General features: G+C 69.3%; 23 protein-coding genes and 1 tRNA gene. 11 read left to right on the forward strand and 13 right to left on the reverse strand.

Annotation, left to right across the window (positions count from 1 at the left end; all coding sequences use genetic code 11):
- Positions 1 to 20 precede the first annotated feature (20 nt).
- The 7 genes from KBZ13_RS08790 to KBZ13_RS08820 all read right to left on the reverse strand — a co-directional run bounded on the left by KBZ13_RS08790 (position 21) and on the right by KBZ13_RS08820 (position 6,833).
- On the reverse strand, positions 21 to 542 hold the full coding sequence (locus tag KBZ13_RS08790) for a pentapeptide repeat-containing protein (RefSeq protein WP_255008327.1): 522 nt from the start codon (positions 540 to 542) through the stop codon (positions 21 to 23).
- Positions 543 to 653: 111 nt separating this feature from the next.
- A complete protein-coding gene (locus KBZ13_RS08795) occupies positions 654 to 1,295 on the reverse strand; it encodes a 3-isopropylmalate dehydratase small subunit (protein WP_255008329.1) in 642 nt (213 codons plus the stop codon).
- A gap of 4 nt (positions 1,296 to 1,299) precedes the next feature.
- The gene (gene leuC, locus KBZ13_RS08800) at positions 1,300 to 2,709 is read right to left on the reverse strand and encodes a 3-isopropylmalate dehydratase large subunit (protein WP_255008331.1); all 1,410 of its coding nucleotides are present in this window, start codon (positions 2,707 to 2,709) and stop codon (positions 1,300 to 1,302) included.
- A gap of 89 nt (positions 2,710 to 2,798) precedes the next feature.
- Positions 2,799 to 4,094, reverse strand: coding sequence for a competence/damage-inducible protein A (locus tag KBZ13_RS08805; RefSeq protein WP_255008332.1), 1,296 nt, complete (start codon positions 4,092 to 4,094; stop codon positions 2,799 to 2,801).
- 19 nt (positions 4,095 to 4,113) lie between these two features.
- Complete coding sequence (locus tag KBZ13_RS08810; RefSeq protein ID WP_255008334.1) at positions 4,114 to 5,268, reverse strand: glycosyltransferase family 4 protein; 1,155 nt, start codon at positions 5,266 to 5,268, stop codon at positions 4,114 to 4,116.
- Between the two features lie 72 nt (positions 5,269 to 5,340).
- Positions 5,341 to 6,630, reverse strand: coding sequence for a serine hydroxymethyltransferase (gene glyA / locus KBZ13_RS08815; RefSeq protein WP_315859615.1), 1,290 nt, complete (start codon positions 6,628 to 6,630; stop codon positions 5,341 to 5,343).
- A gap of 129 nt (positions 6,631 to 6,759) precedes the next feature.
- Positions 6,760 to 6,833 (reverse strand) — tRNA-Arg (locus tag KBZ13_RS08820).
- Between the two features lie 143 nt (positions 6,834 to 6,976).
- Between KBZ13_RS08820 and KBZ13_RS08825 the strand changes: the two genes are divergently transcribed.
- From KBZ13_RS08825 to KBZ13_RS08835, 3 genes are read left to right on the forward strand one after another with little or no spacing between them, the layout of a single operon-like run.
- The gene (locus KBZ13_RS08825) at positions 6,977 to 7,228 is read left to right on the forward strand and encodes a hypothetical protein (RefSeq protein ID WP_255008336.1); all 252 of its coding nucleotides are present in this window, start codon (positions 6,977 to 6,979) and stop codon (positions 7,226 to 7,228) included.
- A gap of 22 nt (positions 7,229 to 7,250) precedes the next feature.
- Positions 7,251 to 7,541, forward strand: a complete 291-nt coding sequence (locus tag KBZ13_RS08830; protein WP_255008338.1) for a DUF3181 family protein — start codon at positions 7,251 to 7,253, stop codon at positions 7,539 to 7,541.
- Between the two features lie 40 nt (positions 7,542 to 7,581).
- On the forward strand, positions 7,582 to 7,851 hold the full coding sequence (locus tag KBZ13_RS08835) for a cytochrome-c oxidase (protein ID WP_255008340.1): 270 nt from the start codon (positions 7,582 to 7,584) through the stop codon (positions 7,849 to 7,851).
- Here the strand turns inward: KBZ13_RS08835 and murJ are convergent.
- Complete coding sequence (murJ, locus tag KBZ13_RS08840) at positions 7,848 to 9,473, reverse strand: murein biosynthesis integral membrane protein MurJ (RefSeq protein WP_255008341.1); 1,626 nt, start codon at positions 9,471 to 9,473, stop codon at positions 7,848 to 7,850. The genes KBZ13_RS08835 and murJ overlap by 4 nt on opposite strands.
- Positions 9,474 to 9,541: 68 nt before the next feature.
- Here murJ and sfsA point away from each other — a divergent pair, with 68 nt between their 5' ends.
- The 3 genes from sfsA to KBZ13_RS08860 all read left to right on the forward strand — a co-directional run bounded on the left by sfsA (position 9,542) and on the right by KBZ13_RS08860 (position 12,526).
- On the forward strand, positions 9,542 to 10,321 hold the full coding sequence (gene sfsA / locus KBZ13_RS08845; RefSeq protein WP_255008342.1) for a DNA/RNA nuclease SfsA: 780 nt from the start codon (positions 9,542 to 9,544) through the stop codon (positions 10,319 to 10,321).
- Between the two features lie 260 nt (positions 10,322 to 10,581).
- On the forward strand, positions 10,582 to 11,778 hold the full coding sequence (locus KBZ13_RS08855) for a 4-hydroxy-3-methylbut-2-enyl diphosphate reductase (RefSeq protein ID WP_255008343.1): 1,197 nt from the start codon (positions 10,582 to 10,584) through the stop codon (positions 11,776 to 11,778).
- A gap of 91 nt (positions 11,779 to 11,869) precedes the next feature.
- Complete coding sequence (locus KBZ13_RS08860; protein ID WP_261358933.1) at positions 11,870 to 12,526, forward strand: DUF1997 domain-containing protein; 657 nt, start codon at positions 11,870 to 11,872, stop codon at positions 12,524 to 12,526.
- A gap of 10 nt (positions 12,527 to 12,536) precedes the next feature.
- Here KBZ13_RS08860 and KBZ13_RS08865 read toward each other — a convergent pair whose 3' ends face one another.
- Together KBZ13_RS08865 and purH are read right to left on the reverse strand one after the other, a co-directional pair.
- Positions 12,537 to 12,998 (reverse strand): DUF4079 domain-containing protein, encoded by a 462-nt coding sequence (locus KBZ13_RS08865; protein ID WP_255008344.1) that lies wholly within the window; start codon positions 12,996 to 12,998, stop codon positions 12,537 to 12,539.
- Positions 12,999 to 13,088: 90 nt separating this feature from the next.
- Positions 13,089 to 14,687: a bifunctional phosphoribosylaminoimidazolecarboxamide formyltransferase/IMP cyclohydrolase gene (purH, locus tag KBZ13_RS08870; RefSeq protein WP_255008345.1), complete on the reverse strand. Its 1,599-nt coding sequence runs from the start codon at positions 14,685 to 14,687 to the stop codon at positions 13,089 to 13,091.
- Between the two features lie 51 nt (positions 14,688 to 14,738).
- Between purH and KBZ13_RS08875 the strand changes: the two genes are divergently transcribed.
- A complete protein-coding gene (locus KBZ13_RS08875) occupies positions 14,739 to 15,350 on the forward strand; it encodes an alpha/beta hydrolase (RefSeq protein ID WP_255008346.1) in 612 nt (203 codons plus the stop codon).
- Between the two features lie 22 nt (positions 15,351 to 15,372).
- Here KBZ13_RS08875 and KBZ13_RS08880 read toward each other — a convergent pair whose 3' ends face one another.
- Entirely contained in the window at positions 15,373 to 15,744 is a 372-nt protein-coding gene (locus KBZ13_RS08880) for a DUF3155 domain-containing protein (RefSeq protein ID WP_255008347.1), read from the reverse strand.
- 367 nt (positions 15,745 to 16,111) lie between these two features.
- Between KBZ13_RS08880 and KBZ13_RS08885 the strand changes: the two genes are divergently transcribed.
- The gene (locus KBZ13_RS08885; RefSeq protein WP_255008348.1) at positions 16,112 to 17,263 is read left to right on the forward strand and encodes a sensor histidine kinase; all 1,152 of its coding nucleotides are present in this window, start codon (positions 16,112 to 16,114) and stop codon (positions 17,261 to 17,263) included.
- Here the strand turns inward: KBZ13_RS08885 and KBZ13_RS08890 are convergent.
- Entirely contained in the window at positions 17,229 to 18,017 is a 789-nt protein-coding gene (locus KBZ13_RS08890; protein ID WP_255008350.1) for an adenosylcobinamide-GDP ribazoletransferase, read from the reverse strand. The genes KBZ13_RS08885 and KBZ13_RS08890 overlap by 35 nt on opposite strands.
- 73 nt (positions 18,018 to 18,090) lie before the next feature.
- Here KBZ13_RS08890 and tgt point away from each other — a divergent pair, with 73 nt between their 5' ends.
- Together tgt and KBZ13_RS08900 are read left to right on the forward strand one after the other, a co-directional pair.
- Positions 18,091 to 19,233, forward strand: coding sequence for a tRNA guanosine(34) transglycosylase Tgt (gene tgt / locus KBZ13_RS08895; RefSeq protein WP_255008352.1), 1,143 nt, complete (start codon positions 18,091 to 18,093; stop codon positions 19,231 to 19,233).
- A gap of 32 nt (positions 19,234 to 19,265) precedes the next feature.
- Positions 19,266 to 19,409, forward strand: a complete 144-nt coding sequence (locus KBZ13_RS08900) for a photosystem II reaction center protein K (RefSeq protein ID WP_254939269.1) — start codon at positions 19,266 to 19,268, stop codon at positions 19,407 to 19,409.
- A gap of 40 nt (positions 19,410 to 19,449) precedes the next feature.
- On the opposite strand, the gene KBZ13_RS08905 is transcribed toward KBZ13_RS08900, so the two are convergent.
- A complete protein-coding gene (locus KBZ13_RS08905; protein ID WP_409995633.1) occupies positions 19,450 to 20,181 on the reverse strand; it encodes a WecB/TagA/CpsF family glycosyltransferase in 732 nt (243 codons plus the stop codon).
- A gap of 178 nt (positions 20,182 to 20,359) precedes the next feature.
- On the opposite strand from KBZ13_RS08905, the gene KBZ13_RS08910 reads away from it, so the two are divergent.
- Positions 20,360 to 23,536: a glycoside hydrolase family 15 protein gene (locus tag KBZ13_RS08910; RefSeq protein ID WP_255008728.1), complete on the forward strand. Its 3,177-nt coding sequence runs from the start codon at positions 20,360 to 20,362 to the stop codon at positions 23,534 to 23,536.
- Positions 23,537 to 23,549: the final 13 nt, after the last annotated feature.

Consider the following 23,549-nt stretch of genomic DNA (forward strand, 5'->3'; position numbering starts at 1 on the left):
GCCCAGGGAGGGCGAGCGGTTCAGGGAAGGGGCGGCAGCGGCGGTGGACCGCCATCAGGGCCGCCGATCACCAGATCACTGCCGTAGAGATCGGCACCGGCGATGCGGATCCCCTCGGTGCGGGCACCGGGTGAGAGGGCATGGATCGCCACCGACCCGCGCAGATCAGCTCCCCGCAGATCAACGTCGGCCAGATCGGCATTGCTGAGGGTGGCGTTCTCCAGGCGGGCGCCCACCAGCCGGGCGCCGCTCAGGTCGGCCCCCTCCAGGTTGGCCCCGCGCAGGTCAGCGCCGCTGAGATCGGCGCCGCGCAGATCCAGGCCGATCAAGTGACGGCCCCGCAGGTCGACGCCGCGCAGATCGCAGCCCCGGCAGCTGGGCCAGGGGGCGAGGGCACGGAACGGCGCCAGCGCAATGGGCGTGGCGCCGGGCTCAGTCGGCGGCAGGGGAGAAGCCGCCAGGGAAGCTCCCGCCAAGAGAACCGCCCCCGCGGCGGCACCCTGCAGCCAGCGAATCCAGGCGGGGAAAGGATGGGCAGCCATGTGTTGGTCTCCTTGGGCCTCGCTGATCCCACTTTGATGGACAATCAAGCGACCGTCACAAAGCCAGTGCGGACGGATTCCACGCCGCTCCGGCCGATGGGGGCGCGGGATTCAGGCGGCGGCGAAGCCGTTCAGGTAAGGCAGACGGGCGGCAGTGGCACGCAGCTCGACGTCGTGGGCCAGCAGCTGTGAGGTGGCATCCCACTGGCCGCTGAGCAGCATCTGCCGGGCCCCGCCCGCCAGCGCAAGATCCCAGGAGGCCGCTGTCTCGCCATCGCCGCCAATGGCCTGAATCCGTCCGGCACGCACGTCGAGGGCGAAGCGCTGGGCGGGATCAGCGGTGATCGCCGCCTGGAGGCTCAACACCTGCCCGTGGGGAGAGGTGAAACAGGGAATGCCCAGGGCCAGGCAGTTGCCGAAGAAGATCTCGGCGTAGCTCTCGGCCACGATCGCCCGGATCCCCCAGCGCATCAGCGCCTGGGGGGCGTGCTCGCGACTGGAGCCGCAGCCGAAGTTGCGGTTGGCCACGAGGATCCGCGCCCCCGCGTGTTCGGGGCGATCGAAGGGATGGGCCCCCTTGAGCTCGAGCCGGTCGTCGGCGAACACCTGCTCGCCGAGACCCTCGAAGGTGACGGATTTCAGGAATCGGGCCGGGATGATCCGGTCGGTGTCGATGTCATCGCCGGAAAGCACCAAGGCCCGGCTTTCGATGCGCTCGATCGGGCCAACGGGAAAGCTCATGGAAACGCTCATGGGTTCAAGGGGCCAGCAGCGTGCGCACATCGGAGACATGGCCGGTGACGGCGGCGGCGGCCACCATCGCCGGACTCATCAGCAGGGTGCGGCCGCTCACCGAACCCTGGCGCCCTTTGAAGTTGCGGTTGCTGGAGCTGGCGCTGATCTGGCGGCCCTCGAGGCGATCGGGGTTCATCGCCAGACACATGGAGCAGCCGGGTTCGCGCCACTCAAAGCCCGCCGCCTTGAACACCAGATCGAGGCCCTCCGCTTCGGCGGCGGCGGCCACCTGCTCGGAACCCGGCACCACGAAGGCGCGGATCCCGGGGGCCACGTGGCGACCCTTGGCCACCACGGCGGCGGCCTGCAGATCGCTCAGGCGACCGTTGGTGCAACTGCCGATGAAGCACACGTCCACCGGCAGCCCGGCGATCGGGGCGCCCGGCACCAGATCCATGTAGCGGTAGGCCTCCTCAGCGATCGGGCGCTCATCAGGCTCGATCTGCTCAGGGGTGGGCACGGTTTCATCCACACCGATGCCCTGGCCCGGGGTGATCCCCCAGGTGACCGTGGGGGAGAGGGCGCTCGCAGCGAAGCGCACCTCGTCGTCGAAGACCGCGTCGGCTCCGCTGGCCAGGGTGCTCCACCAGGCGACAGCCCGCTCCCAGGCTTCTCCGGAGGGGGCGGCGGGGCGCCCCTTGAGGTAGGCGAAGGTGGTGGCGTCGGGGTTGACATAACCGCAACGGGCGCCGCCCTCGATCGCCATGTTGCAGAGGGTCATGCGCTCCTCCATCGAAAGGGCCTCGATCGCGGGGCCGGCGAATTCATAGGCGTAGCCCACGCCCCCCTTCACCCCGAGGATGCGAATGATGTGCAGCACCAGATCCTTGGCGTAGACGCCCATCGGCAGACGCCCCTCCACCCAGATCCGGCGCACTTTCAGCTTGCCCAGGGCGAGGCTCTGGCTTGCGAGCACGTCGCGCACCTGGCTGGTGCCGATGCCGAAGGCGATCGCCCCGAAGGCCCCATGGGTGGAGGTGTGGGAGTCGCCGCAGGCGACGGTCATGCCGGGCTGGGTGAGACCGAGCTCGGGGGCGATCACGTGCACGATCCCCTGGCGGCCACTGCCGATTCCGTGCAGGGTGATGCCGTGCTCGGCGCAGTTGCGCTCCAGGGCGACGAGCATCGCCTCGGCCAGGGGATCGGCGAAGGGGCGGGCCTGGGAGCTGGTGGGAACGATGTGATCCACCGTGCCCACGGTGCGCTCGGGGTGACGCACCCCGAGGCCCAGATCCCTCAGGCCGTCGAAGGCCTGGGGGGTGGTGACCTCATGGATCAGGTGCAGCCCGATGAACAGCTGGGTGGCCCCGCCGGGCAGCTCCGCCACGCTGTGCAGATCCCAGACCTTGTCGTAGAGGGTGCCGGCGCTCACCTGGTCCTCCTGCTGTTGCTCTGATGAGCCAGCCTAGAAGGGGCAGCAGCCGAGAGGCCCAACCCCCGCGCGAGCCAAGGGCGAAGGCCTCAGGCCTTCTCCGGCTTTTCCGTAAGTAAGCGCAACCGCATTCGGTTCAGTGCCTCCACCACCGTGAGCGTCTGGATGCCGGCGCGGCCGCGGCGGTCACCGAAACGCACGCCTTCGCTGGTGCTGCCACCGGGGCCGGCCACCGCCAGGTGCACCAGCCCCACGGGCTTGATGTCACTGCCACCCCCCGGGCCGGCGATGCCGGTGACGGCGATCGCCCAGGTGCTGCCGGTGAGCCGCCGGGCCCCCTCGGCCATGGCGAGCGCCACCGGATCACTCACCGCCCCATGGGCCTCCAGCAACTCGGCGCTCACCCCGAGCAGCCGCTGTTTGACCGCATTGGCATAGGCGATCACACCCCCCAGAAACACATCGGAGGCCCCGCTCACCGCCGCCAGGGCCGCCCCGATCCCTCCCCCGGTGCAGGATTCGGCCACCGCCAGGGTCTCGCCCCGCGCCCGCAGCAGCTGGAGCACCACCGAGGCCAGGCTGTCGTCGCCGCTGCCGTAGCAATGCAGGCCGGTGCGCTGGCGCAGCTCGGCCTCCAGCGGTGCCAGCAGAGCCGCCGCCGCCTGCTCCGACTCGGCCCGGGCGGTGAGGCGCAGCTTCACGTCCCCCAGGCCGGCATAGGGCGCCAGGGTGGGGTTCTCCCCCTCCAGCAGATCGGCCACCTGCTCCGCCAGGTTGGATTCGCCGATTCCGGCGAAACGCAGCATGCGGCTGGCGTAGACCCCGCCGCTACCGCCCAGATCCAGCGCGTGCTCCTTCAACCAGGGCCGGGCGGTCTGCTCCCACATGGCGCGGAGCTCACTGGGCACCCCCGGGAAGCTGATCAGCGTGAAACCAGGCTGGGGGCTCCAGATCATCCCCGGCGCCGTGCCGGTGGGGTTGGCCAGGAGCTCGGCCCCCACCGGCAGCCACGCCTGCTTGCGGTTGCTGGCGGCCATCGGCCGACCCCGGCCTGAGAGCTTGGCCTGGATGTCGGCCCACACCCCAGCACGTTCCTGGAGTTCGGCGCCGAAGGCGGCCGCGAGCGCTTCGGTGGTCAGATCATCGGGGGTGGGCCCCAGGCCGCCGGTGCAGATCAGCACGGAACTGCGGACTGCAGCCTCCCGCACCGCCTGGATCAGCCGCGCCCGGTTGTCCCCGACCACGGTCTGGCGGTAGTGGGGCAGGCCCAGAGACGCCAGCTCCTCGGCCAGCCAACGGGCGTTGCCATTGAGGATCGAGCCCATCAGCAGCTCGGTGCCGATGCAGAGGATTTCCACACCGGAGGGGCTCGAGGTGGGGGTCACGGCAACGGGCGCAGCGGAATCAGCGGTGGGGTTCGATGCCGGCCGAATCCGGGTGGGGGGAGCCCTCGGCGACGGATTCGACCTCCTCGTTGCTCACCAGGGCGGCCATCTGGTGGCGGCTGACGATGATCACCCCGATCAGCACCGCCGTGGCCAACCCCAGCCAGAGGAAGCGCATCTCAGCGTTGGCCAGCACCAGGGCCAGGGCCGCCAGCCACTGGGTGAAGGCATAGATCAGCACCACCGTGCGGCGGTGGCTGAAGCCCGCCCGCAGCAGGCGGTGGTGCAGGTGCCGCCGGTCGGGATAGAAGGGGGAGCGGCCGGCGCTGAGGCGCCCCATGATCACCGCCGACATGTCGGCCAGGGGCAGCGAGAGAATCAACAGCGGCAGCAGCACGCTGACGGTGGTGAGCGCTTTGGCCGGCCCGACGATGCTGATCGAGGCCAGGGCGAAGCCGAGGAAATAGGAGCCCCCGTCGCCCATGAAGATCCGGGCCGGGTTGAAGTTGTAGCGAAGGAAGCCGAGGCAGGCCCCCGCCAGGGCCGCCGCCAGCACCCCGGCGGCGCTCTGGTTGAGGCTGAAGCTCACCGAGATCAGGCCGATGGCGGCGATGCCGCCCACCCCCGCCGCCAGACCATCGAGCCCATCGAGCCAATTGATCGCATTGGTGATGCCGACCAGCCAGATCACGGTGGCCAGCAGGCTCAGGCCATCGGGCAGCCCGATCGCTCCACTGCCGGGCCCCGCGGGGTTGAAGGGCAGATCAAGGGCCCCGATGCGCACCCCCTGGCTCCAGACGGCCATCGCCACCGCCACCTGGGCCGCCAGCCGTGGCAGGGGCGGCAGGGCGAAGAGGTCGTCGCCCAGGCCGATCACAAAAAAACAGAGGGACCCCGCCAGGGTGGTCCAGATCAATTGGTCCTTGGCGGGCTCCAGGCTGCCGAACCAGCCCAGGCCCCAGACCAGGGCCAGGGCGAGGGCGAAACCGGCCACGATGCCCACGCCCCCCAGGCGCACCATCGGAATGGTGTGTTGCTTGCGGGCATCGGGCTGGTCGATCAGGCCCCAGCGCAGCCCCAAACGGCGCACCAGCGGCACAATCACAGCGGTGAGCAGGGCCGCGCTCACGAAGGTGATCATCGCGACGGCAACCGGGTTGCTGGTGATCGTCACGCGGGGGGAGAGGCGGGAGTCCCGGTAGGGCCGGGAAAGCTCACCGCAAGCTTAGGGACCCTGGGCGCCGCATCAAACGGGCTGCAATTCACGGGCCGGGCCATAGAGGGGGAACCGGTCCGCCAGGGCCGCCACCCGCTCACGGCAGCGCAACTCGATCGCCACATCCTCGGGCTGCTGCAGCCGGTCGGCGATCACATCGGCCACCTCGATGAAGGCGTCAGCATCGAAGCCCCGGGTGGTGAGGGCGGCGCTGCCCAGCCGCAGGCCACTGGTGACGAAGGGGGATTCGGGATCGAACGGCACCGTGTTCTTGTTGGCGGTGATGTTGATGTCGCTCACCAGGGCGTCGGCCTGCTTGCCGGTGAGGCCCACCGAACGCAGGTCAAGCAGCACGATGTGGTTGTCGGTGCCACCGGAGACCACCCGGATCCCCCGCTCGATCAATCGGCCCGCCAGGGCCTGGGCATTGGTGACCACCCTGGCGCTGTAGGCGCGGAAGGACGGTTGCAGGGCCTCGCCGAAGGCCACGGCCTTGGCGGCGATCACGTGCTCCAGGGGGCCCCCCTGGCTGCCGGGGAACACCGCCTTGTCGAACTGTTTGCCGAACTCGGCGTCGCCCGTGAGGATCAGGCCGCCGCGGGGGCCCCGCAGGGTCTTGTGGGTGGTGGTGGTGACGACGTGGCAGTGGGGGATGGGGCTGGGGTGGTCGCCCGTGGCCACCAGGCCGGCGATGTGGGCCATGTCAGCGAGCAGGTAGGCCCCCACCTCATCGGCGATGGCCCGGAAGGCGGCGAAGTCGATCGTGCGCGGATAGGCGGAGTAGCCGCAGATGATCAGTTTGGGACGGTGCTCCAGGGCCAGCTGGCGCACGGACTCGAAACTTATCTGCTCGGTGGTCGGATCCACGCCGTAGTGGAAGGCCTTGAACCACTTGCCCGACACATTCACCGGCGAGCCGTGGGTGAGGTGGCCGCCGTGGGAGAGGTCCATCCCCAGGATTGTGTCGCCGGGTTGGAGCAGGGCCAAAAAGACGGCGAAGTTGGCCTGGGCGCCGCTGTGGGGCTGCACATTGGCCCAGGCGGCCCCGAACAGCTGCTTGGCCCGCTCAATCGCCAACTCCTCGATCGCGTCGACGTGCTCGCATCCGCCGTAGTAACGCTTGTGGGGGAGCCCCTCGGCGTACTTGTTGGTGAGCACCGAGCCCTGGGCCTCCATCACCGCCTTGGAGGTGAAGTTCTCGCTGGCGATCAGCTCCAGATGGCTCTGCTGACGGTGCAGCTCCTTGGCGATCAGGGCCGCAATCGCAGGGTCGGCGCTGGCCAACGACTGGTTGAGGGCCATGCCCGAGAGGTCCGCCATGGCTGTCCCACCGCCGTTGTCAACCGATCGTAAGAAACCGGACCCCCCGCTGCCCCCCGCAGGACCAGATCGAGAGCGGGCCGAACGGTGGATGTCCAAAAAAAACCGCCCCGGGGGGCGGTTGGCGAGCGCGCCTGGAGAGATTCGAACTCCCGACCCTCTGATCCGTAGTCAGATGCTCTAATCCGCTGAGCTACAAGCGCTTGCTTCGCCATTCTTGACGCACGGGGGGGCCATCCGTCAACTCCGCTGGGGGGCCACCGACGAAGCTCCTTAGAACGAGCGCCGCAGACCGAGCGTCACAATCGGATGACGCGCCCCGGTCCGCCTGGCGGGCCCTCTTCCCATGCCGATCCGCTGGTACGGCCCCGCCGATCCCGCCGACCCCACCTACCGCCACTTCGAGCGGATCGTGAACCTCACCCTGCACGCGGCCCTGTTTGCGGCCGTGAACAGTGGTCTGTGGGTGGTGCAGGGCCTGAGGCACCCCTGGGGGCACCTGAACCTGTTGACCCTGGGTTGGGGCGCGCTGCTGGCTACGCAGCTGGTTGTTGTGTTGAGCCTGCGGCCCCAGCCGGCCCAGGAGCCACCATCGTGAGCAAAGGCCGTCCTCCTTCCCCATGGCACTCAACGCCGACCAGCTCCGCGACCTGCGCAACGCCCTGGCCGATCGGATCTACGTCCAGGTGGCCAGCTGGCATCTCTACCTGGGGGATGCGGGCCTGGCGGATGAACTGGCGGGTGAATGCGCGGCCCGGCTGGAGCTCGGGCCTGTGATTTGCGCCCGCCAGGCGCTCGAAGCCGTGCAGGTGTCGATCGGCGGCGGCAGCGGCCGCCTGCCCCTCTCCAGACTGGTTCCAGCTGGGCAACTGCAGGATCTCGAAGACGTCCTTCAGGACTTCGGACCTTGAGCGGTGCGACCGATAGGGTGGCCTTACCTGCAGAGCGTCCGTGCTGGTGATCGAGGTGACCAACGCCCGCGACGTGGTCCGCCAGCGCATTGGCCGCCTGGGCAGCCGCCTGATCGGCAAGGTGGTGGACGCGGAGGCCCAGGTGGAGCGGGCCCTGATCCAGGAGCTCGAAACGGCCTTTCGCGACTTCGGCATCGAAGCCCGCATCTTCTCGGTAGATGGCCCCCAGATGATGGGCCGCAGTCACCTGGAGATCCCGGTTCAGGTGCGCGAGGAACGCGTGGTGCGCCTGGCCGACGGCAACTCCTAGCGAGCGCCAGGTAGCAGCGCCAACAGCCTTCGGCGCAGATCAGCCGTGAGCTGACGGGCCTCCGGCACACCAATGGCGCTGGCCAGGGCCCCGTAGACCACCAGGCCCACGGCACCACAGACACTGGTTTCGAACAGTCGTCCGACCAGGGTTGCGGGCCAGTCCACGGCCAGCGAAAGGCCCCAGGCCACCAGACCAGCGGCGATCGCCGCGGCCAGCAGCTGCAGGCTGTCGCGGCCCCAGACGCGCAGGGGCAGGCCCCCCAGCCGCTTCTGCAGCGCCAAGAGCAGCCCCAGGCAGGTGATCAGGTTGACGGCCACCGTCGCCAGCACCAGCCCGGGGGCGCCGAAGTTGAGGGCCGGCAGCTGCAGGCCCCAGGGGGTGGGGCCGCCCACCAGGGTCCAGTCGAAGACCACGTTCAGGCCGATGCCCGCCATCGAAAAGCGGAAGGGGGTGGTGCCATCGCCCAGGGCATAGAAGACCCGCACGATCACATCCCGACCCAGGTAGGCCGGCATGCCAACCCCGTAGGCCATCAGCAACCCGGTCACCAGGGCCGTGGCGCCGCCGTTGAAGGCGCCCCGCTGGTAGACGAGTGCCACGATCGGCCCGGCCAGGGCCACGAACAAAGCTCCCAGAGGCAGCATGCTGGCGGTGGAGAGCATCAACCCCTGGCGGATGCGACCGATCAGCTCAGGCCGGTCCTGCGGCGCCGTGAGCCGAGCGAACACGGGCAGCAGCGGCACCAGCAGGGCATTGGAGAGCAGCCCCAGGGGTGTCTGCACCAGCAGACCGGCATAGCCGAGGCCGGCCGCCGCCCCCAGGATCCCTGAAGCGAAGAACAGATCGGTGAACACATTGATCTGCAGCATCCCCGAGGAGAGGGTGGCCGGCCCCATCACCTGCAGCACCTCCCGCACCCCCTCGTGGCGCCAGTCCCAGACCAGGCGGAGCTGGCCGAGCCCCTGACGAGCGAGGGCGGGCAGCTGGATCAGCCACTGCAGCACCGCCCCCAGGAGGGTCGAGCCCGCCAGCACCGCCCCCCCCAGCATTGCCTGGTCGGGGGCGGCAATCGCCGGACCCACCTGCCACCAGAGGATCCCCAGGCCTGCGATCACCGCCACGCTCGAGAGCAGCGGGCTCACCGAAGGCAGCCAGAACTCATCGGCGGCGTTGAGGGCCCCGAAGCCCAGGCCGATCAGACCCGCGAACAGGGCCATCGGCGCCATCCAGCGCAGCTGGATCACGGCGTTGGCATGGATGTCCGGCGCCAGGGCCGGCCCCACCAGACGGATCAGCGGATCGGCGGCCAGCACCAGCACGATCGTCACCCCGATCAGGCCCACCCCCACCAGGGTGTTGATCGCCGCCAGCACATGGGCCCCCTCGGCGCGGGGACGCCGGGCCAGCACGCTGACCATGGCGCTGTGGAACGGCCCGTTGATGCCCCCCAGCAGGATCAGCAGAAACCCCGGGAGCACGTAGGCGTAGTTGTAGGCGTCATAGGCCGCCCCCACCCCGAAGGCGGCGGCGATCACCTGCTGACGCACCAGGCCGGCCACCTTGCTCAGGGCCGTGGCCACCGCAACGATCAGGGCGATGCGGCGCAGGGACTTCGCCATCAGGGTCTGACCGCCGGCCGCGCAGGTGGGCTGATTCTCCACCGCACCCAACCCCTCACCCCACCTCCATGTCCGCGCAGGTCCCCGCCCACCCATCGGCCCCCGTTCCCGTGCTCCGTTTCGAGCCCCTGGTGGAGGGGGTGTTGCGCAAGCGCTACAAGCGCTTCCTGGCGGACATCGAACTGGCCGATGGGCAGCTGGTGACGGCCCACTGCCCGAACACCGGCCCAATGACCGGCGTGCTGATCCCCGGCGGCCGCGTGCGCCTGCGCCACGACCCCCGGCCCGAGCGCAAGCTGGCCTGGACCTGGGAGCAGGCGGAGGTGCCCGGGGCCGATGGGACCCCGATCTGGGTGGGGGTGAACACGGCCCTGCCCAACCGCCTGGTGCGGGCGACGATCGAGGCTGGGCTCCTGGAGCCCTGGCTGGGGCCGATCGGCGCGATCCGGCCCGAGGTGGCCTACGGCGCCGGAAAGCGCAGCCGCATCGACCTGCTGCTCATCCCCAGCGAAGCAGCGCCGGACCCGCGGCCGATCTACTTAGAGGTCAAGAACACCACCTGGAGCGAGGGCACCCTGGCCCTGTTCCCCGACACCGTCACCGAACGCGGGCAGAAACACCTGGTGGAGCTCATCGATCTGCTTCCCGAGGCCCGAGGGGTGCTGGTGCCTTGCCTGAGCCGCGCCGATGTGGAGCGCTTCGCCCCTGGCGATACCGCCGACCCGCGCTATGGAGCCCTGTTCCGTCAGGCCCTGAGCGCCGGCGTGGAGGTGTTGCCCTGCCGCTACCGCTTCAGCGCCGAAGCCGTGCACTGGCTGGGCCTGGCGAGCCTGGATGGTCAGGCGTGATGGTGGTAGGTGATGCCGCGGCAAGGGAGTTTGGTGCTCGCAGCCCGCTCCGGCGGCATCCCTGTAACCAAGCAGGAAGCGAGCGAGGGTCTCGATATCAGCGAGCACGGCATGGAGGCTGACCCCGACTTCGTCTCCTCCTCCAGCTGAGCCACTCGGTCCAGCCTGTTTCCCTGTGGACCCGCGGCCTCCGCCGCGGGTTTTTTCGTCCGCCCGGCCGGCGGTCCCCATAGAGTCGTCAGCAGCCTTGCCTGAACCACGTGGATACCCGTGCTTTCAAGCGCTCGCTTCACCATTCAGAGCGCTACAACCGCCGGGGATTCGGTCGGGCCGAGGAGGTGGCGGGCAGCCTGGAGCAGGCCTACCAGAGCGATCTGATCGCCAGCCTCCGGGACAACGGTTATCAGCTTCAGCACGGTCGCCTGAGCGTCCGCCTGGCCGAGGCCTTCGGCTTCTGCTGGGGGGTGGAGCGGGCCGTGGCGATGGCCTATGAAACCCGCCGCCACTACCCCAGCGAGCGGATCTGGATCACCAACGAGATCATCCACAACCCCTCGGTGAACGATCACCTGCGCGAGATGAACGTGCAGTTCATCGCCGTGGAGGAAGGGGTCAAGGATTTCTCCGAGGTGGGCACCGGCGATGTGGTGATCCTGCCGGCCTTCGGGGCCACGGTGCAGGAGATGCAGCTCCTCAATGAGCGCGGCTGCCACATCGTCGACACCACCTGCCCCTGGGTTTCCAAGGTGTGGAACACCGTGGAGAAGCACAAGAAACACGCCTTCACGTCGGTCATTCACGGCAAGGTCAAGCACGAGGAAACGCTCGCCACCAGCTCCTTCGCCGGCACCTACCTGGTGGTGCTCGACCTGACCGAAGCCCGCATGGTCTGCGACTACATCCGCGGCCACGGCGACCGCTCCGCTTTCATGGCCCGTTTCGCCAATGCCTGCTCCCCCGGCTTCGACCCTGACCGCGACCTGGCGCGGGTGGGGGTGGCCAACCAGACCACCATGCTCAAGAGCGAAACCGAGGAGATCGGTCGAATGTTCGAGCGCACGATGCTTGAGCACTACGGCCCGACCGCGCTCAACGACCACTTCCTGGCCTTCAACACCATCTGCGATGCCACCCAGGAACGTCAGGACGCGATCTTCGCCCTGGTGGACGAACCGCTGGATCTGATCGTGGTCATCGGTGGCTACAACTCTTCCAACACCACCCATCTGCAGGAAATCGCCGTCAGCCGCGGCATCCGCTCCTTCCACATCGACACCCCCGAGCGCATCGGTCCGGGGAACCGCATCGAGCACAAGCCCCTGGGGGGCGAACTGGAAACCGTCGAGCCCTTCCTTCCCGCTGGCCCCCTGCGGGTCGGCATCACCTCCGGCGCCTCCACCCCTGACCGGGTGGTGGAGGATGTGATCCGCCAGCTGATGGCCCTCAGCGAAACCTGATTCGCTGGCACAACCGCCACGGTTTCCCCTGGGTCAAGCCCCTAGATTGCCTCTCTCAGCTCCATCAGAACCCTTGGGAGACCGGAGCCCTTTGACCTCGTCTCCCACACGCACGGAACCGCCCACGGCCTCCGCCCCTGGGCTTCGCCTCAGCTCTGACGAACGGGTGCGCTGCTACCGGAGCGCGTTCGCCGATCTGATGGAGATGTGCGCCCCATCCGAGCTGGTCACCCACTATCTCGATCGCCACGAGGGCTGGTTTCGTCGCTGCGCGGCGCCGATGAAGGTGGCGCCGATCGGTGCCAACGGCTATGCCCTCACCCTGGGGCGCTTCGGCAACTTCGGCTTCGAGGTTGAGCCGAGCATCGGCCTGGAACTGCTGCCCCAGAGCGCCGGGGTGTACCGAATCGTCACGGTGCCCCTGGGGGCGGCCGGAGAAAGCGAGCCCAGCTCGCTCTACGACGTGGAGTTCAACGCCTCCCTGAGGCTGGTGGACTCGATCGACGCCCTCGGCGATGCTCCGCCGGGCCCCCTCACCCAGGTGCGCTGGGAGCTTGATCTGAGCGTCTGGATCAAGCTTCCCAGCCTGATCGGGCTGCTGCCGGAGCCTCTGGTGCAGAGCAGCGGTGACCACCTGCTCCGTCAGATCGTGCGTCAGATCTCCCGCAAGCTCACCTGGAAGGTGCAGGAAGATTTCCACGCCGCCCACGACCTGGAATGCCCCCCCAGGCGCCGGGCGCAGTTCTAGGGCAGGGGCCCTAGGCCGGTGGGCTCAGGATTTTCCCGACGATCTGAAGCCCGGTGAAGGTCTGCCAGAGGAACAGGGTCAGGGCTGTCATGTTCAGCCCCACATGCACCTTTCGGGCGATCAGGTTGCCCTGCTGGATCTGTGGCACCAGCGCCACCGCCACGGTGATCAGCGCAGCGATCCCGAGGCCTGCGATCAGGTGCGGGGCGACGAACAGCTTGCCATTGTTGAGGTAGGTGACGGCCATGCCCCCGAAGCTGCCCAGCACCGTCAGCACCAGCACCAGGCTGCCCACCTTGAAATGACGCTGGGCGAACTTGCCCTTGATCAGTTCCTTGCGCTGTTCGGGCTCCGCCAGCCGGGTGCGCTTGGCCTTGATGCCCAGATACAACGCATAGAGCGAGAGGGCCCCCAGCACGGCCATCAAGAGCGGATGGACGAAATTCAGGGCAAAGGCGAGGGCGTCCGGCATGGGTGGTGGCGCAATCCAGCCGAAGCTAAACCGGCAGGCCCGTCCCGGGGCAAGCGCGAACGACGATCCCCTGCCTCCACGGAAGCGTGCTCAATGGAGAAAGTGGCGCCGCCCGGTGGTGACCATCGCCAGGCCCAGCTCATCGCAGGCGGCGATCGAATCGCCGTCGCGCACACTGCCCCCGGGCTGAATCACCGCCGCGATGCCGTGCTCCGCCGCCAGGCGCACCGTGTCATCGAAAGGGAAGAAGCCATCGCTGGCGAGCACCGCCCCTTGGGCCGCGCCGCCGGCCGCCTCCAGGGCGAGGCGGGCCGAGCCCACGCGGTTCATCTGACCGGCGCCGATGCCCAGGCTGCGGTTCGCTCGGGCCACGGCAATGGCATTGGAGCGCACATGGCGCACCAAGCGCCAGGCGAAACGGAGATCGTCGAACTCCTCGGCCGTGGGCGCCCGGCGGCTCACCACCTGCCAGAGCCGTTCATCGACAGGCCTGTCATCGGGTTGTTGCACCAGCACGCCCCCGAGCACGCTGCGCAGTTGCTGATCGGCGGCCCGGCCGATCGCCGCCGGGCTCAGTTCCAGCAGGCGCAGGTTGCCCTTGGCCGCCAGCCGCTGCCGGGCCTCCTGGGAGAAGGAGGGCGCCACCACGCACTCCAGGAACAGGCTGGCCAGATGGGCCGCCGCCGCCCCGTCCACCGGCGTGTTCAAGGCCACGATCCCCCCGAACGCCGAGACCCGATCAGCCTCCAGGGCCCGCTCCAGGGCCTCGGCGGTGCTGGCGCCGGTGGCCACGCCACAGGGGTTGGTGTGCTTGACCACCACCGCCGCCGGCCGCTCGGCCCCGGGGGCACCCGAGAGGGCGTCGCCGTAGCCGAACTCGCGCACGGTGGCGAGGGCGGCCTCCAGATCGATCAGGTTGTTGTAACTGAGCTCTTTGCCCTGGAGCTGCTCGGCGCCACCCCAACCGGCCCCAGGGGCCGAGAACCACTGGGCGCTCTGGTGGGGGTTTTCGCCGTAACGCAGGCTCTGGCGCAGGGGCAGGGCGAGCTTGAAGACAGCGCCGCTGGTGGTGTCCTCAAGCTCCGAGCGGTCCGATGGGGAGGCGGCCAACCGCTCCCCCATCCAGGCACTGATGGCGGTGTCGTAGCTGGCGGTGTGGCGGAAGGCCTCCAGGGCCAGTTGCGCCCGGTAGGCCCCATCCACGGCTCCGGCCGCCAGGGCGGCCAAAAAACTGTCGTATTGGTCTGGGCTGGTGAGCACGGCCACATCGGTGTGGTTCTTGGCCGCCGCCCTCACCATCGCCGGCCCACCGATGTCGATGTTTTCGATCGCCATCTCCCAACTCACGGCTGGATCGGCCACCGTTTCCCGAAACGGATACAGATTCACCACCACCACGTCGATGGCCTCGATCCCCTGGGCGACCAGATCCGCCTGGTGGGAGGGGTCCTGGCGCTTGGCCAGGATGCCGCCGTGGATGCGCGGGTGCAGGGTCTTGACCCGCCCACCGAGGATTTCCGGTGCCCCGGTGTGCTCGGCCACGCGGGTGACCGGCAGGCCCGCGGCCTCCAGGGCCGCCGCCGTGCCACCGCTGGAGAGCAGCCGGAAGCCGTGGGTGTGATGGAGCGCTTGAGCCAGCGGCACCAGACCCTGCTTTTCCGACACACTCAGAAGGGCAGTGGGCGCCATCTCAATCGCTGAGGCTGCCGCCCCAACCTACGCAGCGAAGCTCAAGCGACCATGGCCGACGACCAACTCAGAGCCGGCCCCGTCGGGGCCAGCCACCGCCTGGTGCTGCTGCATGGCTGGGGGGCTGATGCCGACGACCTGCTGGAGCTGGGGGAGCTGCTCGTCGATGGCGACACCGAAGTGGTGGCCCTGCAGGCGCCGGAGCCCCATCCGCTGGGGGTGGGCCGCCAGTGGTACGACCTGCAGCCGATCGACTGGACGAAACTGCCGGCGGCGCGGGTGAACCTGAGGGAGCGACTCAACACCCTGGGGGAGAGCGTGCCCCTGGGGCGCACCACCGTGCTGGGTTTTTCCCAGGGAGCTGCCATGGGTCTGGATGTGGCCAGTGGCCTTCCCATCGCTGGACTGATCGCCTGCAGCGGCTACCCCCATCCGGACTGGCAACCACAGACGCCCCTGACGCGGGTGCTGCTCACCCACGGCACCGACGATCCGGTGGTTCCCTATGGGGCCAGTGAGGAAGTGGCCCGTCGACTGGAGGAAGCCAACGGCGACGTGGTGCTGCACGGCTTCGACGGCGGCCACACGATCGATCCAGCGCTGTTCCCTCTACTGAAAAGGTTCCTGAGGCAGAGCCGCTCAGCGACACAACCCCAGGAATGATCCCTGGCGGAATCGAGCGCGTTCAGACGAAGGCGTACTCGTACTCCTCCATCTCCTCCCAGTCGTCGGAGCCCATGGACTCCAGGCCAGCAAAGAGAGTTTCCTCACCGATGCGATCGACGATCACCCGCAGAGAGGGGAACAGGAAATGGTTCTCCTCGGCGTACTGAGCGCTGAACAGCCCCTTTTCGCCCCAGAAGAAGCGATCGGTGGTGTGCTCGTTGCGACGCACGTTGAGAATGGCGGGTGCCGCCAGAGTGGACTCGGCGATGTAACGACGAGCTGCCGTGACGGGCTTGTGCTCGCCGGTCTCGAGGTTGTGGGTCGGCACATGGGCCAGGACCCGTTGGCCGGCGAGACGACGACGACTGATCCGCTTGCGCTTCTTGGACATACAACCACTCCCGTTCAAGGGAGGCTTAAAAAGGGACAGGGTGGGTGGACGCTGGGCGCACCACCACGGCAGAGGCCCCCCGATGGGGGAGGTCCGGCACGCCCATACATTCAGTCAGTCCGAGGGGGTCCGGAGAATCCGAGCCGTGACCCACTGACCTGGGGAGAGGTCAGTGGCGACAGAGAGGGGCGTCCGCCTCTGCTGTAACCTTGGCGCAAGCGAATCGCAACAAGGCGGTCACGACAGGAATCCGCGGTCCGCTTCCGGGCTGCGAAGTATTGGTCGATACTGCCACCCTAAGACTTTTTCCTGGATTTCCAACATCCGATCGGGAAATTCATTCGCCCTTCCGCGGCCGAGTCCCTGAATGCAGGTCTCCGAAAGGTTTCTTGCCCTGCTCCAGCAGCAGCTGGCCCAGTTCACGGACCGCCTGGACCTCCGTTCGCTGGTGGTCTACCTGGCCCTGCCCACTCCCGAGGGCAAGCCCGCGCTGGTGCCGGTGGGCTCCTGGCCCCTCGATGGAACCCCTCTGCCACCAGTTGAAAACGACACCGAGCTGCGCCTGCCGGATGCCCAGCGCCGCTGGCTGGCCCTGCGCCATGAACAGGTGCTGCTGGGGGCCCTGCGGGTGGAGACCAACCAGCTGCCCTGGTCCGAACCCCTGACCCAGCGCCTGCAGGCCACCGCCAACGGCCTCACCCTGGCCCTCTGCCTCGACCTGGAGCAGCAGCGCCTGCGTGATCAACTCCTGCGCCAGGACCAGCAGCTCCGCCTGCTGGTGCACCAGCTGCGCAATCCCCTGGCGGCCCTGCGCACCTTCGGTCAGTTGCTGCTGCGCCGGCTTGACGGTGATCAGGCCAACCGCCTGCTGGTGGAGGGCCTCTTGGCCGAAGAACAGCAGCTGAACCGCTACGTGGACGCGATCGATCGACTGGCGGGCCCGCTGCAGCTGGCTCCAGGGCCGGCGGAACCCCAACCGCTGCTGCTCCCCCCCTCGCTCACCAACGCGGGCGCGCGCGACCTGCAGGATCTGCTGAGCCCGCTGCTGCAACGGGCCGCGGCCACCGCGTCGCTCCAGGGGCGCCGCTGGCGTTCCAGCGATCCACTCCCCCCCTGGCGCGGAGATGCCGGGGCCGTGGCCGAAATCCTGGCCAACCTGCTGGAGAACGCCTTCCGCTACAGCCCCCCGGGGGCGGAGGTCGGCCTGCTGGCCCAACCCCTTGGGGCGGGCCTTCGACTCACGGTCTGGGATGGCGGCGCGGCGATCGAAGCGGGTGAACGGGAGGCGATCTTCGGCCGAGGCGTGCGGGGCGCCCGCGGCAACGGCAGCAGCGGCACCGGACTGGGGCTGGCCCTGGCACGGGATCTGGCCCGTTCCCTCGGCGGCGACCTGCAACTGGTGGTTCCGCCGGCGGCGCTGGATCCGGCCCTGCCGGCTGAGGGCAATGCCTTCACCCTGGAGCTGCCGGCGGCCACGGGGGCGCTCACGCCCAGCCCAGCACCACCAGCAGGGCCGTGAGGAGCAGGGCCAGGGAGGCACTCCATTCCACGCAGGCGCCATAGCTGTCGCCGCTGTGGCCCCCCAGCCGGCGCCCGAGACCCAGGGGCACCAGCAGCGCGGGGATTACGCCGCTCCAGAGCACCCAGGGCCAGGCGCCCATGGCCCCCAACCCGGCCCAGAAGCCCCACAGCACCAAGGTGGGCCTCAGCTCTCGCCCCAGCCCCCGCCAGTGGCGGCGATGGAACCCCGCCGTCCCCTCTGCTTCCGGGCGCAGGTAAGGGAACCACTCGATCGCCACCAGGGGGGCGATCCGCCCCCACACCGACGCCGCCACCAGGGCCGCCGGCACGGCCGGTGGCGCCAGGGCCGCCAGGGTGACCAGGGCCGCGCTGCGGAGCAACAGCGCCTGCACCAGGGCCTGCACGCCTGCGGCCCCCACCCGGCTGTCCGCCATCGCCTCCAGGCAGCGCTCCCCCGCCCCGAGGCCATCGGCGGTGTCCATGGCCCCATCCATGTGCAGCCCCCCGGTGAGCCAGAGCTCCAGGGCGATCACCAGGGCCACCTGGGCGGCCACGGGAATCCGGCCGTCACTCGCCCACCACAGCAACCCTTGAACGGCGCCGATCGCCAGGCCGATCCAGGGGGCGAAGCGGGCGATGCGCTCGAAGCGCGGCCGCGGCCAGGGGCCCAGGGGCAGAACGCTGTAAAAGACCCAGGCGCCGGCCAGATCCTCCAGCCAGCGGGGGGCAGGCCATGGCCGCTGCGGGGGCATGGCCTGCCACACGGAAGGCTCTGATCCTGCCGCGGCGCGGCCTAGGTTCGAAAGCTGCCCCCGCCTGCCTGCCTTGACCCGCCCGGCTGACGGGGCCGCCTTCGCCTTCGAGATCACGGCCCGTTGCCCCCGCACCCGGGCCCGCACCGGCCGCTTCCACACCCCCCATGGCGTGGTGGGAACCCCTCGGTTCATGCCCGTCGGCACCGCCGCCACGGTGAAGGGCGTGACCGCCTCCCAGCTCGGCGCCACCGGCGCCCAGATGGTGCTGGCGAACACTTACCACCTGCACCTGCAGCCGGGCGAGCAGGTGGTGGAAGAGGCCGGCGGGCTGCACCGCTTCATGGGCTGGGAGGGCCCTTTGCTCACCGATTCAGGCGGCTTCCAGGTGTTCAGCCTCGGGGCGATCAATCGCATCGACGACCACGGCGTGGTGTTTCGCTCCCCCCGGGACGGGGCCCGGATCACGCTCACACCAGAGCGCTCGATGGAGATCCAGATGGCCCTGGGCGCCGATGTGGCGATGGCCTTCGACCAGTGCCCCCCCTATCCAGCCAGCGAAAACGACGTGGCCGAAGCCTGCACGCGCACCCAGCGCTGGCTGGAGCGCTGCTGCGCCGTCCACAGCCGCGGCGACCAGGCCCTGTTCGGCATCGTGCAGGGGGGCGTCTTCCCCCATCTGCGCGAGCGCTCCCTGCGGGAGGTGGCGTCTTTCGACCTGCCGGGCCTGGCCGTCGGTGGGGTGAGCGTGGGCGAACCGGTGGAGGAGATGCACCGCATCGTGCGCCAACTGGGGCCCCTGCTGCCGGAGCGCAAGCCCCATTACCTGATGGGGGTGGGCAGCCTGCGGGAGATGGCGATCGCCGTCGCCCAGGGCATCGACCTGTTCGACTGCGTACTGCCCACCCGCCTCGGGCGCCACGGCACGGCCCTGGTGGGGGGCGAGCGCTTCAACCTGCGCAACGCCCGTTTCCGCCACGACCACACGCCCCTTGATCCGAGCTGCCCGTGCGTGGCCTGCCGCGGCCACAGCCGTGCCTACCTGCACCACCTGGTGCGCAGCGAGGAAATGCTGGGGCGCACCCTGCTCAGCCTGCACAACCTCACCCAGCTGATCCGCTTCACCGACGCCATGGCCCGGGCGATCGCCGAGGGGATCTTTTCGGAGGATTTCGCTCCCTGGGAACCGGCCTCTACGGCCGCACACACGTGGTAGCGTCCGATTTCAGACCTTGTTCACCTTCCGGGATGGTCGCTTTCAATCTGCATCTGCTGGCCCAGCTACCTGAGGCCTATCAGGCCTTCGGTCCCCTGGTCGACATCCTGCCGATCATCCCCCTGTTCTTCCTGCTGCTCGCCTTCGTGTGGCAGGCCTCGGTGGGCTTCCGCTGAGCCAGCTATTGGGAGGCGTCGGTGGCTTCAGCCTCGACCCTCAACCTCCTCTGAGCACGGCCCAGGCGAAGGCTGGCAGCGAAAGCATCCGTCGCCAGCGGGTGGGTTCCTTCAGCAACCGGTAGAGCCATTCGATGTGCAGAGCTCCCATCCAGGCGGGGGCTCTTTTTTTATGACCAGACCAGACATCAAAGCTGCCGCCGACCCCCATCCACAGGCCGGGCTGACCCTGATGCAGCCTCTGGACCCAGAGTTCCTGACGGGGCACCCCAAGGGCCGCCAGCACCAGGTCGGGCCGGGCTGCCAACAGCTCCCGCTCCAGGGCGGGCCAGGCTTCCTCGGGCTGGTAGCCATGGAGCGCAGCGGTCAGTCGCAACGACGGCCAGCGCTCCAGCAGCTGCCGTTTCAAGGCCGCCATCACCTCGGGACTGGCCCCCACCAGGGCCACGGACCAGCCCACCTCAGCGGCATGGACGAGCAGGGCGTGGGCCAGCTCGATGCCCGGGCTGCGCCGCACCCTGAGGCCCTGACGCCCCAGGGCCCAGACCACCCCCGCCCCATCGGGAATCACCAGCTGGGCCGCCGCGATCGCCTGCCCCAGGGGGCGATCCGCCCGGGCGGCCATGGTCATCTCCGCGTTCAGGGTCACGAGCTGACCGCCACCGTGGGCGTGCAGGGCGATCGCCGCCGCCCGCACATCCGGGCAGACATCCACGGGCACGCCCAGCACGTGGGCCCGCTCCCCCAGCTCAGGCAACCGCTCGGTCGTCATCGATGCCATCAGGGCCAGGGCTGCAGGTGAGAATCTATGGCTGGATCAGCGTTCGTCCCCGCCGCCGACGCCGCACCCGCCCCTTCGGATGACCCTCTCCAGCACCGACCTCGCCAGCGACCACAGCGCCGGCGCCCTCCCCCAGGCCTGCGCCGCGGCCGAGCCGCCCAACGCCCCGATGCGGCTCAGTGACGCCGAGGCGCGCCGCATCCTGGGCCAGCTGGACGAGCAGATCGAGGCTGTGGTGCTGAGGCGTCAGCACCCGATCACCGGCCTGCTGCCCGCCAGCACGGCCCACACGGTTCACGGCAACTACGGCGATGCCTGGGTGCGTGACTGCGTCTACTCGATCCAGTGCGTCTGGGGGCTGGCCCTGGCGCACCGCCGCCTGGGGCAGGATCCCACCCGGGTGTTCGAGCTGGAGCAGCGGGTGCTGCAGCTGATGCGCGGGCTGCTGAACGCGATGCTGCGCCAGGCCCCGAAGCTGGAGCGCTTCAAGCACAGCCTGGCGCCCCTCGATGCCATCCACGCCAAGTTCGACACCGCCACGGGCAATCCGGTGGTGGCTGACGACGGCTGGGGCCATCTGCAGCTGGACGCCACCGGACTGTTTCTGCTGCAGATCGCCCAGCTGACCCGCGCCGGCCTGGTGGTGGTGCAGACCAGCCATGAGCGTGACTTTCTCCAGAACCTCGTCTACTACGTGGCCCGGGCCTACCGGGTGGCGGATTACGGCATCTGGGAGCGGGGCGACAAGGGCAACCACGGCCTGCCCGAGCGCAACGCCAGCTCGATCGGCCTGGTCAAGGCGGCCCTCGAGTCGCTCGACGGGCTCGATCTCTACGGGCCCCACGGGGACGGCCGCAGCCGCCTGCACATTCCCCACGACGCGATCGTGCGCTTGCGCCGCGCCCTCCAGGGGTTGCTGCCGCGCGAATCGGCCAGCAAGGAGGTGGACAGCGCCTGCCTGTCGGTGATCGGCTACCCCGCCTGGGCGGTGGAGGATCCGCGCCTGATCCAGCGCACGCGCACCAAGATCCGCGAGGTTCTCGGCGGCACCTACGGCTACAAGCGCTTCCCCCGCGACGGCCACCAGACGGTGGTGGAAGACCACGCCAGGCTCCACTACGAACGGGAGGAGCTGGCGGCCTTCACCGCGATCGAATGCGAATGGCCCCTGTTCTTCGCCTATGAGCTGGTGACGGCCTGCTGCGAGGAGCGCTGGCAGGAGGCCTGGCAGTGGCGCCAGCGCCTCGAGGCCGTGAGCGTGGTGGTGGAGGGGGTGCCGCTGCTGCCGGAGCTCTACCTGGTGCCCGAAGCGGCGATCGAGATCGAGCGGGCCATGCCGGGCAGCCAGCACCGGGTGGCCAACCCCAATGTGCCCCTGCTCTGGACCCAGAGCCTCACCTGGCTCGGCGATCTGATGCTCAACGGGCTGCTGCTTCCCGCCGATCTCGACCCCTGCGGCCGCCGCCATGGCCGGGCCCTCGGCGCTGAAAAGGTGCTCGTGGGCCTGGTGCCCGCCAACGCGTCGATCGCCGCAAGCCTCAGCGAGGCTGGCCTGCCGGTCACGGAGCCCACGGCCGCAACAGGCTCTGGCCGCCCGCGGGTGGCCAGCTCGAAGGAGCTCTCCGAGCGCATGGCCAACGTGGGCCGCAATCCCCGCCTGGGGTTGAGCGGCCACCCGCCGGTACGCATGGAGGCCATGGCCACGGGGAGGCTGTACACCCATGGCGGCCGCACCCTGGCCTTCCTGCCGGCGGTGCTGGAGGAAGGCACCTTCTACCTGGCCGATGATCCGGAACAGCTCGCCGACACCGTCGGCAGCGAGCTGCGCCACTTGCAACGGCACTGGCGCGGCGGCGGCGTGCCACTGCTCTTGATCCCGGTGGCCGAAGGGCCCTTCCAGCGCAACCCCGAAGCCTTCCTGCGTCTTGGGGAGAACCTCCGCAGTGGCCTGCTCGAATCGGTTCCCGTACAGCTGACCAGCCTCGATGCGGTGCTCGATCAGTTGGGCTGTGTGGCCTTGCCGCCCGAGGCGCTTCCGAAGTCGGCACCGATCGAAGACGTCGATCCGCTGCTGCGGGCCAGCACCAGCCGGCAGCCGCTCACCGCCCGGCAGGAACTGGAGCTTGAACTGGAGGCCGTCGCTGTGGCCGACCTGGCCCAGCGGTTGTGGCAGAGCACCTCACTGCCTGAGCAGGCGGAGCTGCTCGAGCAACTGGTGCGCCGGCTGGGGCCCCATGCGATCCTGCAGAGCCCTTCCAGCAGGGGGCCGGTGAAGCTGCTGGCCCTCGTGGAGACGATCTACCACCGGGCCCTGGCCGAGGCCGAGTGGAGCGTGGTGCGGCGCTGCGCCGGCGTGATGGGGTTGGTTCATCCCCAGTTGGAGGATGCGCTCACCGATCTGCTCGTGCGCCAGAAGCAGGTGGTGGTGGGGCGCAACTACACCCACGACTCTTTGATCAGCCAACCCCAGGGCAGCCTGGCGATCGCGGCGATGATCGAGCGCTTCAGCGGCGAGGACGGCCGCGAATGCATGCTCCAGCAGGAACTGCTGCTGGCCCTCGATGGCCTGGCCCGGTTGGAGCCGGCCCTGCTCAGCGGCAGCCTCACCCTGCAGCTGGGTCAGCTGCTGCTGCTGCTCACCGGCGAACTGGCCAGCGAGCGCGACCTGCCCGCCGATGACGCCTTCGAGGCCCTCTGCGACCTGCCCCCCCACGCGATCCGGCGCCGGCTGCGGGCGGTGCTGGCCGACGCCGACCACGCCAAGGCGGCCCTGCAACGCAAGGAGCAGCTGCACGTCAGCGGGCGCGTGCGCTGGGAGGTGCCTGACCCCCTGGAGGATCTCCCCAGCGGCGGCAACTGGCTGCAGCACCGGCAGCGGCTGGGGGCGTTGCAGCGGGTCCCGGGCGAGTTCTACGCCGGCATCTGGAACCTGCTGCACCACTGCCAGGGGGTGGTGATCGGCGACAAGCTGGAGCGGCGCAACCGCCTGGATGGCGATCTGGTTGCGGAGATGACGGCCGGGGAACGCAACTTCGCCTCCCTTGTGGAGCACCTGCTCAGCAAGATCGAGGCCCCCGAGTACCGGCAGCTCTGCACCGAAACGCTGCTCTCCCTGATCGCCTTCATCGAGGCCAACCCCCGGGTGGAGTTCGCCGATTACCTGGCGCTGGATGTGGTGATCGGCCACGCCGTTCGCGTGGGCTGGCAACAGAAGCACACCTACCAGAACGCCTCCAGCTATCCGCTGCACAAGGCGGAAGCCTGGGAGCACTTCTATGGAGCCTCACCGGCGGATTGCCGGCGTTGGCAGATCCTGGCCCTGAAGGAACTCACCCAGCTCAGCTGAAGGCTGGTCTGGA

Source organism: Cyanobium sp. ATX 6F1, assembly GCF_024346315.1.
In the GTDB taxonomy this organism is placed as follows: Bacteria; Cyanobacteriota; Cyanobacteriia; order PCC-6307; family Cyanobiaceae; genus ATX-6F1.